The sequence below is a fragment of the Brevundimonas sp. UBA7664 genome, from assembly GCF_002483305.1.
Taxonomy (GTDB): domain Bacteria; phylum Pseudomonadota; class Alphaproteobacteria; order Caulobacterales; family Caulobacteraceae; genus Brevundimonas.
The window spans coordinates 86,318-99,555 of the sequence record NZ_DLHQ01000051.1; the positions used below are offsets into that span (position 1 = coordinate 86,318).

A 13,238-nucleotide genomic window follows, 5' to 3' on the forward strand; every position below is an offset into this window, starting at 1 on the left:
AAGGGCCGCTCGAAAGAGCGGCCCTTTTTCCTATTCGATCTCGACGACCTCGACCCGGGCGCCGTTCAGCACCAGGGCGATCTCGCCACGCTTCAGCTTGAGCGCATCCTCGCCGAACAGCTGGCGGCGCCAGCCCTTGAGGGCGTCGACGTCGGCCTCGTCATCGAGGGCGATCTTCTCGAGGTCGGCGACATTGGCCAGCAGTTTGGTCGCCACCCCGGCGTTATCGCTCTTGGCCTTCAGCAGCACCTTCAGCAGTTCGACCACCGACGGCGGGGCCGGCTGGTTGTGGGCCGGGCGGTCCAGTTTGGGGGCATGAGCCTCGGGGTCGGCCAGCACACGCTTCAGCTCGGCCGACAGCTCCAGTCCCAGACGCGAGGCGCCGAAGCCCTTGGGCACGGACCGCAGGCGGTTGAAGGCGTCCGGATCCGTCGGGCCTTGGGCCGCGATCTCGTCGATCGCCTCGTCCTTGAGGATGCGGCCGCGCGGCTGGTCGCGGTCCTGCGCCGTACGCTCGCGCCACACCGCCGTGGCGACGAAGGCGGCGAGGTATTTGGCCGACCATTTCTTGGGCTTGAGCCGCTTCCAGGCCTTTTCCGGGTCGGTGTCATAGAGGGCCGGATCGGTCAGATCCTCCATCTCGGCCATGACCCAGTCGAGGCGGCCTTCCTTCTGCAGCCGGTCGCGCAGCTTGGGATACAGGGCCGCCAGATGGGTCACATCGCCCAGGGCGTAGACCAGCTGAGCCTCCGACAGCGGGCGCCGGGCCCAGTCGGTGAACCGGCTGCCCTTGTCGACTTCCTGGCGCAGCATCTGGCGCACCAGCGCCTCATACGAGACCTGATCGCCGAAGCCGGCGGCCATGGCGGCCACCTGGGTGTCGAACATCGGCTTGGGCATGGCGCCGAGTTTGACGAAGATTTCGGTGTCCTGACGCGCCGCGTGGAAGACCTTGATGATCTTCGGATCGCGCAGCAGATCGAGGAAGGGCTCGAGATCCAGCCCCTCGGCCATCGGGTCGATGATGGCGGCGTCCGTGGCCGACGCGGCCTGGATCAGGCACAGGCGCGGCCAATAGGTCGTCTCCCGCATGAACTCGGTGTCGACGGTGATGAAGGGCTGGTCGGCCAGGCGCTTGCAGAAATCGCGAAGCGCCTCGGTGGTGGTGATCGGCGTCATTCGGATGCTATAGCCCCGCGCGATGCGGTTGTGGCAAGACCCGCCGCGGAATTCCGCCCACTGATTCAGGCCCGTGACCGATGAGCGACACCCCCGACAGCTTGCGCAATGGCCTGACCTATGCCGATGCGGGGGTCGATATCGACGCCGGCGAGATGCTGGTGGACGCCATCAAGCCGCTGGCCAAATCGACCCGCCGGCCCGGCGCCGAGGCGTCGCTGGGGGGATTCGGGGCCCTGTTCGACCTCAAGGCGGCCGGATTCGAGGACCCGCTGATCGTCGCCACCACCGATGGCGTCGGCACCAAGCTGAAGATCGCCATCGAGACCGGACGCCATGACGGCGTCGGCGTCGATCTGGTCGCCATGTGCGTCAACGATCTTCTGGCCCAGGGCGCCGAGCCCCTGCTGTTCCTCGACTACTACGCCACCGGCAAGCTCGAGATCGACGCCGCCAAACGTGTCGTGGCCGGCATCGCCGAAGGCTGCCGTCAGGCCGGCTGCGCCCTCGTCGGCGGCGAGACCGCCGAGATGCCCGGCATGTACCAGGGCGGCGACTACGACCTCGCCGGCTTCTCGCTGGGCGCGGTCGAGCGCGGCCATGCCCTGCCCTACCTCGACCGCCAGCAGGCCGGCGACATCATCATCGGCCTCGCCTCCTCGGGACCGCACTCGAACGGCTACTCCCTGATCCGCAAGGTGGTCGAGAAGTCGGGTCTGGCCTGGGGGGACGACGCCCCCTTCGCCCGTGACCGCACCCTGGCCCAGGCGCTGATGGAGCCGACGCGCATCTATGTGAAACCGGTCCTGCCGCTGATGAAGGCCGGTCTGGTCAAGGGCGCGGCCCACATCACCGGCGGCGGCCTGATCGAGAACCCGCCGCGCTGCATCGCCGAGGGCCTGCAGGCCGGTTTCGACTGGGACGCCTGGCCGATGCCGCACGTGTTCCAGTGGCTCGGCGAAACCGGCGGCATTTCGGATCACGAACTGCGCCGCTCCTTCAACTGCGGGGTCGGCTTCATCCTGGTGGTCGCGCCGGAGAACGCGGAGCCCGTGCTGGAGGCTCTGCTGAACGCCGGCGAGGTCGCCTTCGTCTGCGGTCAGCTGGAAGCCGCCTGAGGTCGGGCGCCGCGGATGTCCGACCATCACGCCAGCCCTTCAAGAGTCGCCGTCCTGATCTCCGGCGCGGGGTCGAACATGGCGGCGCTGATCGACGCCGGCGGCCAGCCCGATGCGCCGTTCGAGGTGGTTCTGGTGCTGTCGAACAAGGCCGAGGCCGGCGGCCTCGCCGTCGCCGAGGCCAAGGGCGTGGCGACGGCCGTCATCCCGCACGAGGCCTTCGGCAAGGACCGGGCGGCGCACGAACAGGCGGTCCAGGCGGTGCTGGAGGCCCATGGCGTCGAGGTCGTGGCCTTGGCCGGCTATATGCGGCTGCTGACGCCCTTCCTCGTCGGGCGCTGGGCCGGGCGGATGCTGAACATCCACCCCAGTTTGCTGCCGAAATACCGCGGTCTGGACACCCATGTGCGGGCGATCGCGGCCGGCGACGCCGAAGCGGGCTGTTCGGTGCATCTGGTCACCGAGGGCGTCGATGACGGTCCGGTGCTGGGGCAGACCGCTGTGCCGGTCCTGCCGGACGACACCCCGGCCTCGCTGGCGCAACGGGTGCTGGATAGCGAGCACCGGCTCTACCCCCGGGTCCTGGCCGAATTCTGCCGGACGCAGATTAGAAGTTCGTAATCTCACGCCTTTTCCGGCGACAGCGGCGCCGGCCTGAGGCAGCTTGCCGCCCGAATTCAACGGGGGCTTCCATGCTCAGATTCAAACTCATGGCCTGCGCCGCCGGCGCCGCGCTGATCTTCGCCGCCGGCGCGGTCCAGGCCCAGACCGCTCCGCCGATCGTGGAGATTCCCGCCTCGGGCCAGGCCGAGATCGGCGCCTTCGGCTTCGACACCGGCGGCATGGACACCTCGATCCGTCCAGGCGCCGACTTCAACCGCTTCGCCAGCGGCGTCTATCTCGACAACACCCCCATCCCCGCGGACAAGGCCGCGTACGGCGTGTTCGACATGCTCTACGACCGCTCGCAGGACAATCTGAAGACCCTGATCGAGGAGAGCGCCGCCAACCCGTCCTCCAGCCCCGAGGCCGCCCGCATCGGCGCCTTCTACGGCAGCTTCATGGACGAGGCCGCGGTCAACGCCCTGGGGGCCAGCCCGCTCCAAGCCGACCTCGCCGAGGTCCGAGCCGCCGGCACCCGCGAGGAAATCGCCGCCCTGATGGGCCGCACCCAGCGCGGCTTCGGATCCAGCCTGTTCGGGGCCGCCGTGTTCGAGGACCTCAAGACGCCCGACCGGAACAGCGCCTACATCGTCCAGGGCGGGCTCGGCCTGCCCGATCGCGACTACTATCTGGAAGCCAGCTTCGCCGAACAGAAGACCGCCTACCAGGCCTATGTGGCCCGGGCGCTGGAACTGGGCGGCTGGCCGAACCCGGAACAGGCCGCCGCCGACATCGTCGCCTTCGAGACCCGGATCGCGGAGCACCACTGGACCCAGGTCGAAAGCCGGCAGCTGGAGAAGCTCTACAATCCGACCTCGGTCGCCGAACTGGCCGTCGCCGCCCCCGGCTTCGACTGGGCCGCCTGGGCCCGCGGCGCCGGACTGGACCAGACCCCCGTGCTGGTGGCGATGAACAACACCGCCTTCCCCGGCATGGCCTCGGTCTTCGCCGAGACGCCGGTCTCGACCCTTCAGTCGTGGCAGGCCTTCCATGTCATCAACCAGGCGGCCCCCTATCTGTCGCAGCCCTTCATCGACGCCCGCTTCGACTTCTTCGGCAAGGTCCTGAACGGCCAGCAGGAGAACCGTCCGCGCTGGAAGCGGGGCGTGCAGCTGGTCGACGGTTCGCTGGGCGAGTCGCTCGGCAAGGAGTATGTCGCGCGCCACTTCCCGGCCGAGTCCAAGGCCCAGATGGAGGCACTGGTCGCCAATCTGCGCCGCGCCATGACCGCCCGTATCGAGGGGCTGGACTGGATGAGCCCCGAAACCCGCCAGCAGGCGCTCTACAAGATGAGCCGTTTCGGCGTGAAGATCGGCTATCCGGAGCAGTGGCGCAGCTATGACGGCCTGCGGCTGGAGCCGGGCGACCTGTATGGCAACGTCGAACGGACGACGGCCTTCGAATGGGACTGGAACCTCGGCAAGCTGACGCGTCCGGTCGATCCGCTGGAGTGGGGCATGACGCCCCAGACGGTGAACGCCTACTACAACCCGCCCCGCAACGAGATCGTCTTCCCGGCGGCCATCCTGCAGGCGCCCTTCTTTGATCCCAACGCCGACCCGGCCGTGAACTACGGCGGCATCGGCGCGGTCATCGGCCACGAGATCACCCACGGCTTCGACGACCAGGGCCGCAAGGTCGACGGCGACGGCGTGCTGCGCGACTGGTGGACGGCCGAGGACGCGGCCAAGTTCGAGGAACGCGCCCGTGTGCTGGGCGCCCAGTACTCAGCCCTGAGCCCGATTGAGGGATCCAACGTCAACGGCGACCTGACCATGGGCGAGAACATCGCCGACCTGGGCGGGCTGCTGCTGGCCCTGGACGCCTACCACCTGTCGCTGAACGGCGCCGAAGCGCCGGTGATCAATGGCCTGACCGGCGATCAACGGGTCTTCCTCGGCTGGGCCCAGGTGTGGCGCCAGAACTCGCGCGACGAGGCTCTGCGCCAGCAGGTCACCGTGGATCCCCATGCGCCGGCCCAGTACCGGGCGGGCGCCACGGTGCGGAACATCGACGCCTGGTACGCGGCGTTCGGCGTCGAGCCGGGCGACGAACAGTATCTGGCCCCGGAAGCGCGCGCCCGCATCTGGTAAGGACGCAGCCAAAATGAAGTCGGCCCCGGCGAGCGATCGCCGGGGCCGTTTTCGTTCGGGACCGCGGTGCGGCGTCCGTTTTGTCAGCGGGGCGTGGTGGCCGCGCCCGCAACCGCGCCGATGGCGGCGCCGGCGACGGTCGAGCCGGTATCGCCGCCGATCACCTGACCGGCCACGGCGCCGCCGACAGCGCCGGTGGCGGCGCGTTGTTCCATGGTCGATCCGCAGGCGGCCACCAGCATCAGGGCGGCCGCAGCGGGGGCGAGTTTCAGGATGGTTTTCATTTCAGGCTCCTTGGGGAGGATAACCCGGTCATAACGCCCGGTCGTCAGCCGCGTTCCGTGCGGGCCTCCGCCAAGGCGACCACCACAGCCAGGCCCGCCACGACCGCGAACGCCGGCCAGAGCGCCAGCACCTCGAACCGCAGGAAGCTGACCGCTCCGATCGCCCCCCCGACCGCCAGCCCGGTCCACAGCATCAGGAAGGGGACCCAGTCCCAGCGCGCGCCGCCATGCAGGGCCGTGGCGATCCTCTGCCCCATCCGCACCAGGGTTCCGGTCATATAGGTCAGGCCGACCCCGACATCGCCCTGGCGCTGGAACACCGCATTCTCGACCCCCATGGCCATGACCACGGCCACCATGCCCAGCTCGCGCCAGCCGGCGGTGCACAGCCCTGCGCCGGTCAACAGCAGGACGGCCTCGACGGCCAGCACCACGGATCGCCGCCCCTCGCCGACCCGCCGGGCCACCGTGGCGCCGATCACCACCCCGACCACGAACAGGACGATCAGGCCGAAGGCGATCGCCGCCTGGTCCCATTCGCCCAGGGCCAGGCCGACGCCCAGCCGGGTGGAGTTGCCGCTCATGAAGGAGACGAAGAAGCCGCCCAGGGTCATGAAGCCGACGGCGTCGACATAGCCGGCCAGGGCCGACAGGGTCGCGGCCAGCATCACGCCCTTGCGGCTGTAGTCCTTCACGGCGATTCCCCGATGAAGCCCCAGCCTGACACGAAAACGGCCGGATCGTCACCGATCCGGCCGCCGTCAGTCGATTGGGCGTGAGCCGTTAGCCGACGATCTGGTCGTCCGTGAAGAACTGGGCGATTTCGATGCCGGCGTTCTCGAGGCTGTCCGAACCGTGGACCGAGTTCTCGCCGATCGACAGGGCGAACAGCTTGCGGATCGTGCCGTCAGCGGCGTCCTTCGGGTTGGTGGCGCCCATGACTTCGCGGTAGGCGGCGACGGCGTTCGGGCCTTCCAGCACCTGAACGACGACCGGCTCGGCGGTCATCTGGCCGACCAGCTCGCCGTAGAACGGGCGCTCGGCGTGGACTTCGTAGAATTTCTTGGCTTGCGCGTCGGTCAGCTTGACGCGGCGCTGGGCCACGATGCGCAGGCCGGCGCCCTCGATCACGGCGTTGATCGCGCCGGTCAGGTTGCGGCGCGTGGCGTCGGGCTTGATGATCGAGAAGGTGCGTTCGGTCATGGGAGTGACTTCTTGTTGGGAGATTGAAGGTCGCGGGCTTATAGCGGCGCCCTCCCCGGTTTCCAACCGCCACACAATTTTGCCTCTTTCGCGCGCCGCAAGGCGGTTCGATGCGTCAGGGGCCGCCCGAGATCACGACCGACCATGCTCCAGATCACCGACCTGACCTTCAACGCCTGGGGCCGCAAATTCCTCGAGGACGCCTCCGTCTCCCTGCCGCCCGGCGCCAAGGTCGGGCTGGTGGGCCGCAACGGCATCGGCAAATCGACCCTGTTCAAGCTGATCCTCGGCGAACTGGCCGCCGGCGGCGACGAGATCAGCCTGCCCAAGACGGCCCGCATCGGCTCGGTCGACCAGGAACACCCCGCCACCTCGGTCAGCGTGCTGGAGACCATTCTCGAGGCTGATGAGGAACGCCACAGCCTGCTGGGCCGTCTCGAGACCGCCGAGCCCGAGGAGATGGGCGAGATCTGGACCCGGCTGATCGAGATCGACGCCGACGCCGCCCCCGCCCGCGCCGCCGAAATCCTCGTCGGCCTCGGCTTCGACCACGAGAACCAGCAGCGGCCGATGTCGGAATTCTCCGGCGGCTGGCGCATGCGCGTGGCCCTGGCCGCCGCCCTGTTCGCCGAGCCGGACATGCTGCTGCTCGACGAACCGACCAACTACCTCGACCTCGAGGGCGCCCTGTGGCTGGAGGCGCGGCTGAAGAAATACCCGCACACCGCCCTGATCATCTCCCACGACCGCGAGATGCTGAACGAGGTCTGCACCCACATCCTGCACCTCGCGAACCGCAATCTGACGCTCTACACAGGCAACTACGACCAGTTCGAAAAGGCCCGCGCCGAGAAGGCCCGGCTGCAACTGTCGGCCAAGGCCAAACAGGACGCCGAGCGCGCCCACCTCCAGGCCTTCGTCGACCGGTTCAAGGCCAAGGCCTCCAAGGCCGCCCAGGCCCAGTCGCGCATGAAGCGTCTGGCCAAGATGCAGCCGGTGGCCACGACCATCGAGGAGCGCGTCGCCCCCTTCATCCTGCCGTCGCCGCCGCGCCCCCTCGCCCCCCCGCTGATCCGGCTGGAGCGCGCCAATGTCGGCTATGAGACCGGCAAGCCGATCCTGCGAAACCTGAACCTGCGCATGGATCTGGACGACCGCATCGGCCTGCTCGGCGTCAACGGCGCCGGCAAGTCGACCTTCGCCAAGATGATCGCCGGCGCCCTGAACGTCTCCGACGGCGAACTGCACCGCGACCGCAAGATGCGGGTGGGCTGGTTCCACCAGCACCAGATCGAGGCCATGGACCCGACCGACACGCCGCTGGAGATCATCCGCCGCGCCATGCCCGACGCCCCCGAGAGCGCCCGCCGATCCAAGCTGGCGCAATGGGGCCTGGGCTACGAGAAGCAGGAAACCACCGTCGCCAGCCTGTCGGGCGGCGAGCGCGCCCGCCTGCTGCTCAACCAGGTGGCCATGGACGCGCCCCACGTCCTGATCCTCGACGAACCGACCAACCACCTCGACATCGACAGCCGCCGGGCTCTGCTCGACGCCCTGAACGACTACTCCGGCGCCGTCATCCTGATCACCCACGACCGCTCCCTGATGGAGATGGTCGCCGACCGCCTGTGGCTGGCGGCCGACGGCACGGTGAAGCCCTTCGAGGGCGACATGGACGATTACGCCAAATTCGTCCTGGACCGCGCCAAGGCCGCCGCCGTCAAGCCGAGCCAGATCAAGGACGAGACGGTCGCCGCCGCCGCGCCCGCATCGAACAACAAGGGCAAGAAGAACGAAAAGAAATCAGGCCCTTCGCCCTCGACCCTGCGTCACGCGGTCAAGAAGGCGGAAGAGCGGATGGCCCAGCTGACCGCCGAGATCGCCCGCATCGACGATGACATGGCCAACGCCTCGGTCAGCAACCCCAAGGCGCTGGAGGGCTTGACCCGGGCGCGGGCGAAAACCCAGTCTGACCTCGACGCCGCCGAGGCGGCCTGGGTGGCCGCGGAGGAAGCACTCGCCGAGGTGAGTTGAAATGAAGCCCATCCAGTTCAGCCGCGAGGAAACCGCGGACATCACCGCGAAGCTGCGGGCCTATTTCCGCGACGAACTGGAGACCGACCTCGCCGCCCTGCCCGCGGAGATGTTGCTCGACTTTCTGGGCCGCGAGATCGGCCCCTTCTTCTACAACCGCGCCGTCTATGACGCCCAGGCCGTGGTGGCGAAGAAGGCCGAAGACATTGTGGAGACCCTCGCGGGTCTGGAGCGCGGCTAGGCCGACGACGTCGGCGTCACCGAAGCGGGCGGATCGGGGTTTCGCTACTTCCGGATGCCGGAAAGCGGCATACTTGCGAATCCATGCCCATCCGCCGCCTCCCCCCTGAAACCGTCAACCGCATCGCCGCCGGCGAGGTGGTCGAACGCCCGGCCAGCGCCATCAAGGAACTTGTCGAGAATGCGCTCGACGCAGGCGCGACGCGCATCGAGGTCCAGGCCGACGGCGGCGGGCTGACCCGTATCCTGATCGCCGACGACGGGCACGGCATGGCCGCCGATCAGTTGGCCCTCGCCGTCGAACGCCACGCCACCTCCAAGCTGGAAGCCGATGACGCGGGCGACGTCGACCTGCTGCGCATCTCCACCCTCGGCTTCCGCGGCGAGGCCCTGCCCTCGATCGGCTCGGTGGCCCGCCTGACCATCACCAGCCGCCCCCGCGAAGGCGGCGACGCCCACAGCATCACTGTCGAGGGCGGCGACCAGCGCCCCGTCGCCCCCGCCGGCTTCCCCGGCCCGCACGGCGCGCGCGTCGAGGTGCGCGACCTGTTCTACGCCACCCCCGCCCGGCTCAAATTCATGAAGTCAGAGCGGTCCGAGGCCATGGCCATCTCGGAAGAGATCAAACGCCAGGCCATGGCCCACGAGGGCGTCGCCTTCACCCTCGATCTCGACGGCAAGACGACCCTGCGCCTGCCCGCCGAACACCCCGGAGACGTGGGCCGGTTGAAGCGGCTGGCCGCCCTGCTGGGCCGCGATTTCGAGGCCAACGCCCTGCTGATCGACCAGTCGCGCGACAACGTCCGCCTCACCGGCTACGCGGGCCTGCCGACCTATTCCCGCGGCAACGCCGGCCACCAGTATCTGTTCGTCAACGGCCGCCCGGTGAAGGATCGCCTGCTGCAGGGCGCCCTGCGCGGGGCCTATGCCGACTTCCTCGCCCGCGACCGGCATCCGGCCGCGGTGCTGTTTCTCGAGATCGATCCGCTCTACGTCGACGTCAACGTCCACCCGGCCAAGGCCGAGGTCCGCTTCCGCGATCCGGCGCTCGTCCGGGGCCTGATCGTCGGCGCCCTGCGCCACGCCCTCGCCGCCGCCGGGCACAGGGCCTCGACCACGGTGGCGGCGGACGCGCTGGCGGGGTTCCGCCCCCATTCCGGCGTCGGCCCCGGACCCGCCTACAGCCCGTCCTCCCCCTCGGCCCAGGGCTGGAGCGGCTGGCAGGGCTGGGCCGCCCCGGCGAGCGCGAACGCCCAGATTATTCCGGGACTTAACGACCGGTCGGCGCGGGTCGAGTACGGGTCCGGCGACAATGAGGATTTGCGCTACAGAATCGGTGAGAATTCGACGACGCCGGAGTCGTACACGGAGGATTTGAGAGACTATCCGCTCGGCGCCGCCCGGGCCCAACTTCATGGCACTTACATTGTCGCCCAGACCCGCGACGGGCTCGTCGTCGTCGACCAGCACGCCGCCCACGAACGCCTCGTCTACGAGCGGATGAAGGTGCAGATGGCGCGCGGCTCGGTCACCCGTCAGGCCCTGCTGACCCCGGAGGTGGTCGAGCTGGACCCCGCCGAGGCCGAACGCGTCTCGGCCCGCGCCGACGAACTGGCCGAGCTCGGCCTGATCGTCGAACCCTTCGGCGCCGGCGCCGTGCTGGTGCGCGAAACCCCGGCCCTGCTCGGCGACACCGACGTCCAGGGCCTGATCCGCGACATCGCCGACGACCTGGCTGAACACGGCGCGGCCCTGGCCCTGTCCGAACGGCTCGGCGAGGTCTGCGGCACCATGGCCTGTCATGGCTCGGTGCGGGCCGGGCGGGTGCTGTCGGCGCCCGAGATGAACGCCCTGCTGCGCGAGATGGAGGCCACGCCGCATTCGGGCCAGTGCAACCACGGCCGCCCGACCTATGTCGAGCTCAAGCTGGCTGACCTGGAGAAGCTGTTCGGACGGCGCTGACTCAGACCGTCGCCGGCCGGCATATCTCGATCACCCGGGTGACCAGCCGGGATTCCCGCAACGGCCCCAGAATAGGATCGTTCTCCGGCGGCACGACCAGCAGAAGGAAGAGCACGGCCGCCTGGGCCAGGACAACCAGGGCCAGGATGCCGATCAGGGCAGGTGTCAAACCGGACCGGCGCACGCTCATGCCGCCCTCCACAATCAGATACCGCTGGTATGCGGTAGAACGGGCCGGCACAAGCCTACGAAACCTGATCGGCCGGCGGCCGGGTCAGAAGGCGAGCGCCTCCAGGGTCGCGCCCGCGCGGCCGCCGGAAACCAGCTCGCCGCCCGCGACCGCATAGACGACCCCGTTCACCGCCGCCGCCGCCAGCCCGTGCCGCGGCGTCCGCATCGGCGGCCCGGCCGCCCAGTGATCGGCGCCCGGATCATAGATCCAGGTCTCGGCGAACACCCCGCCGCCCGCGCCGGGGGCGAACCACTCGCCGCCGAAGACGACCAGTTTCCCGCCCGCCGCCGCCATGGCCAGACCCCCGCCGACCTGCTGGCCTGACGCTTCGGACCGCGGGATCGGCGCGAGCGTGTCCCAGCGGTCCTCAATGGGATCATAGCGGTCCAGCTGTCCCGTTCCGCCGCCGCTGACGGTCCGGCCGCCGGCGACCCAGATCGCCCCGTCCAGCGCCGCGCCCGCCGCGCTGTTGCGGGCCATGGGACAGGGACGCGCCGTCTCCCAGCGGTCGTCGCCCGGGATATAGACCCGGTGGGTCGCGACATCGCCGTGGTCCCTCCACCCGGCGTTCGTCTCGCCGATCGGCGAGCGGCCGGTGATCAGATGCAGCACGCCGGCATGATTGACCCCGACCGTCTCGCACAGTCGCTCCGGCAGCGGGGCGACGGCCTTCCACTCCCCGGCGTCGAGAGCCCAGACATCGGTCATGGCGGTCCAGTCGCCCGCGTCGGATCGGGCATAGCCGCCGAAGGCGTAGATTCGCCCGTTATTGCCCGCGATCAGCATCGGATGGTGGCGCGGCGCGGGAAGCTTCGGCCCCTCGTCCCACAGGTCCGTGGCCGGATCGTACAGGCCGACGCGATCCTCGACGTGCAGGGGCTCGCCGGGCCGGCTGACCAGACCTCCGGCGATCACCACCAGCCCGCCCCATTCGACGCCATAGATCTCCTGCACCGGCCAGGGCGCCGACGCGCGCGGCGTCCACGCGACCTCCGGCTCCTGCGCGGAGACGGCGAACGGAACAGCGGACGAAGCTCCGGCGGCGGCGAGGAACGCGCGGCGATCGATCTGGCTCATGGGGCGCAGCTTGGCGCAGAACCGCGACCTGCGCTATATGGCGGCGTCCAACCCTCGGGATCATCCCGACAGGAAGCCTATGTCCGAGATTGCGCGAAAGGCCTGAGGCCTCCACGGCGCTGACTGTGAAGAGCCTCTGAACCGCACGTCGGCGTCCCAGCCGAAATCGGTCTGATCGCGCTTGCGATCAGGCTCAGATTTCGGCCCGGAGCACTGCGCCGGCGCGACCTTTCACGCCTTTCCGGACATTTTCCATGAACATCTCCCGAGCGGAGCAGCGGACGCTGCACGCCCTGGCCCAGGGCGGCGCGATCGTCCTAGACCGCGACGCCGACGGCCGCATCCTGCGCGCCGACTGTTTCACCCGCGACGGCTTCCTGCTGACCGACTGCAATCTGTCGGTCTGGAGGAAGCTGAAAACGAAGGGCCTGATCGCGTCGATCGGCGGCGGGCCCTACAGGGTCAACCGCGACGGTCTGGCGCGCATGCGCAGCCAGCTCGACAACCGGGTGTCAGCCCGCGGCTGGTAGAACCCTGAGGAATAGGACGCGCGCGGCGCCGTAGTCGCGCGCGTCCAGTCGCTCATAGCCCGGCGTATCGATCTCCGGCTCGTCGGAGCCGCGTTCGAAGACGACGACCGCGCCGGGCCTGAGCCAGCCGCCCTCCAGCAGCCGGAGCAACGTCTGCTCGCCCAGCCCCTTGCGATAGGGCGGATCAAGGAAGGCCAGGTCGAAAGCCTCGCCGTCGGAACCGGGACGGCCGCCGAGGTCCGTCGCGCTGCGCCGGTGCACCCGGGTGCGGCCCATGACCCCATAGGCGTCGGCGTTCTCGCGAATGGCCCCACGCGCCTCGTCATCCGTCTCGACGAACAGGGCGAAGCCGGCGCCGCGGCTGATCGCCTCGAACCCGAGGGCGCCCGAGCCGGCGTACAGGTCCATGACCCGCATGCCGTCGAGCGGTTCGGCCCAGGCGGCATGTTCCAGCACATTGAACACAGCCTGCCGCGCGCGGTCAGAGGTCGGGCGCGTGCCCTGCCCCTCCGGCGTGACAATGGTCCGCCCCTTCAGACTGCCGGCGACAATCCGCACGGATCAGCCCTTGGAGCGGGGACCGCGCGGCGAACCGCGCCCGCCGGCAGGCCCCGCGCCCGGAC

The 13,238-nt window shown here is 69.4% G+C and carries 14 protein-coding genes; 7 read left to right on the forward strand and 7 right to left on the reverse strand.

The features are described 5' to 3' along the window. Window positions 1–30 precede the first annotated feature (30 nt). A complete protein-coding gene (rnd, locus tag B2742_RS12600) occupies window positions 31–1,179 on the reverse strand; it encodes a ribonuclease D (RefSeq protein ID WP_292066840.1) in 1,149 nt (382 codons plus the stop codon). Window positions 1,180–1,259: 80 nt separating this feature from the next. Between rnd and purM the strand changes: the two genes are divergently transcribed. The 3 genes from purM to B2742_RS12615 all read left to right on the forward strand — a co-directional run bounded on the left by purM (window position 1,260) and on the right by B2742_RS12615 (window position 5,053). Then, on the forward strand, window positions 1,260–2,297 hold the full coding sequence (purM, locus tag B2742_RS12605; protein WP_292066843.1) for a phosphoribosylformylglycinamidine cyclo-ligase: 1,038 nt from the start codon (window positions 1,260–1,262) through the stop codon (window positions 2,295–2,297). 15 nt (window positions 2,298–2,312) lie between these two features. After that, entirely contained in the window at window positions 2,313–2,918 is a 606-nt protein-coding gene (gene purN / locus B2742_RS12610) for a phosphoribosylglycinamide formyltransferase (RefSeq protein WP_292066845.1), read from the forward strand. A 71-nt stretch (window positions 2,919–2,989) separates the two neighbouring features. Continuing rightward, complete coding sequence (locus B2742_RS12615) at window positions 2,990–5,053, forward strand: M13 family metallopeptidase (RefSeq protein WP_292066848.1); 2,064 nt, start codon at window positions 2,990–2,992, stop codon at window positions 5,051–5,053. An 83-nt stretch (window positions 5,054–5,136) separates the two neighbouring features. Here the strand turns inward: B2742_RS12615 and B2742_RS12620 are convergent, their stop codons facing one another. From B2742_RS12620 to ndk, 3 genes are all read right to left on the reverse strand, one after another. Then, window positions 5,137–5,337, reverse strand: coding sequence for a glycine zipper 2TM domain-containing protein (locus B2742_RS12620; protein ID WP_292066851.1), 201 nt, complete (start codon window positions 5,335–5,337; stop codon window positions 5,137–5,139). Window positions 5,338–5,381: 44 nt separating this feature from the next. Further along, complete coding sequence (locus tag B2742_RS12625) at window positions 5,382–6,032, reverse strand: YoaK family protein (protein WP_292066853.1); 651 nt, start codon at window positions 6,030–6,032, stop codon at window positions 5,382–5,384. A gap of 88 nt (window positions 6,033–6,120) precedes the next feature. Further along, window positions 6,121–6,540, reverse strand: a complete 420-nt coding sequence (gene ndk, locus B2742_RS12630; RefSeq protein WP_292066855.1) for a nucleoside-diphosphate kinase — start codon at window positions 6,538–6,540, stop codon at window positions 6,121–6,123. Between the two features lie 144 nt (window positions 6,541–6,684). Between ndk and B2742_RS12635 the strand changes: the two genes are divergently transcribed. From B2742_RS12635 to mutL, 3 genes are all read left to right on the forward strand, one after another. After that, window positions 6,685–8,574 carry an ABC-F family ATP-binding cassette domain-containing protein gene (locus tag B2742_RS12635; RefSeq protein ID WP_292066858.1) on the forward strand — a complete coding sequence of 630 codons (1,890 nt, stop codon included), beginning with the start codon at window positions 6,685–6,687 and terminating at the stop codon, window positions 8,572–8,574. Window position 8,575: 1 nt separating this feature from the next. Continuing rightward, the gene (locus B2742_RS12640) at window positions 8,576–8,815 is read left to right on the forward strand and encodes a DUF2164 domain-containing protein (protein WP_292066860.1); all 240 of its coding nucleotides are present in this window, start codon (window positions 8,576–8,578) and stop codon (window positions 8,813–8,815) included. A gap of 83 nt (window positions 8,816–8,898) precedes the next feature. Continuing rightward, the gene (mutL, locus tag B2742_RS12645) at window positions 8,899–10,776 is read left to right on the forward strand and encodes a DNA mismatch repair endonuclease MutL (protein WP_292066862.1); all 1,878 of its coding nucleotides are present in this window, start codon (window positions 8,899–8,901) and stop codon (window positions 10,774–10,776) included. A gap of 1 nt (window position 10,777) precedes the next feature. Here mutL and B2742_RS12650 read toward each other — a convergent pair whose 3' ends face one another. After that, window positions 10,778–10,966: a hypothetical protein gene (locus tag B2742_RS12650; protein WP_292066864.1), complete on the reverse strand. Its 189-nt coding sequence runs from the start codon at window positions 10,964–10,966 to the stop codon at window positions 10,778–10,780. 84 nt (window positions 10,967–11,050) lie between these two features. Then, on the reverse strand, window positions 11,051–12,085 hold the full coding sequence (locus B2742_RS12655; protein WP_292066866.1) for a Kelch repeat-containing protein: 1,035 nt from the start codon (window positions 12,083–12,085) through the stop codon (window positions 11,051–11,053). Window positions 12,086–12,339: 254 nt separating this feature from the next. On the opposite strand from B2742_RS12655, the gene B2742_RS12660 reads away from it, so the two are divergent. Beyond that, window positions 12,340–12,615 (forward strand): YjhX family toxin, encoded by a 276-nt coding sequence (locus B2742_RS12660; RefSeq protein ID WP_292066869.1) that lies wholly within the window; start codon window positions 12,340–12,342, stop codon window positions 12,613–12,615. Here B2742_RS12660 and rsmD read toward each other — a convergent pair. Next, a complete protein-coding gene (rsmD, locus tag B2742_RS12665; protein ID WP_292066871.1) occupies window positions 12,598–13,173 on the reverse strand; it encodes a 16S rRNA (guanine(966)-N(2))-methyltransferase RsmD in 576 nt (191 codons plus the stop codon). The genes B2742_RS12660 and rsmD overlap by 18 nt on opposite strands. Window positions 13,174–13,238: the final 65 nt, after the last annotated feature.

Coding starts and splice junctions, on each gene's coding strand:
- B2742_RS12660 (WP_292066869.1), top strand. CDS start 12,340: ATGAACATCTCCCGAGCGGAGCAGCGGACGCTGCACGCCCTGGCCCAG.
- rnd (WP_292066840.1), bottom strand. CDS start 1,179: ATGACGCCGATCACCACCACCGAGGCGCTTCGCGATTTCTGCAAGCGC.
- purN (WP_292066845.1), top strand. CDS start 2,313: ATGTCCGACCATCACGCCAGCCCTTCAAGAGTCGCCGTCCTGATCTCC.
- B2742_RS12655 (WP_292066866.1), bottom strand. CDS start 12,085: ATGAGCCAGATCGATCGCCGCGCGTTCCTCGCCGCCGCCGGAGCTTCG.
- B2742_RS12640 (WP_292066860.1), top strand. CDS start 8,576: ATGAAGCCCATCCAGTTCAGCCGCGAGGAAACCGCGGACATCACCGCG.
- B2742_RS12635 (WP_292066858.1), top strand. CDS start 6,685: ATGCTCCAGATCACCGACCTGACCTTCAACGCCTGGGGCCGCAAATTC.
- mutL (WP_292066862.1), top strand. CDS start 8,899: ATGCCCATCCGCCGCCTCCCCCCTGAAACCGTCAACCGCATCGCCGCC.
- B2742_RS12650 (WP_292066864.1), bottom strand. CDS start 10,966: ATGAGCGTGCGCCGGTCCGGTTTGACACCTGCCCTGATCGGCATCCTG.
- ndk (WP_292066855.1), bottom strand. CDS start 6,540: ATGACCGAACGCACCTTCTCGATCATCAAGCCCGACGCCACGCGCCGC.
- B2742_RS12620 (WP_292066851.1), bottom strand. CDS start 5,337: ATGAAAACCATCCTGAAACTCGCCCCCGCTGCGGCCGCCCTGATGCTG.
- purM (WP_292066843.1), top strand. CDS start 1,260: ATGAGCGACACCCCCGACAGCTTGCGCAATGGCCTGACCTATGCCGAT.
- B2742_RS12615 (WP_292066848.1), top strand. CDS start 2,990: ATGCTCAGATTCAAACTCATGGCCTGCGCCGCCGGCGCCGCGCTGATC.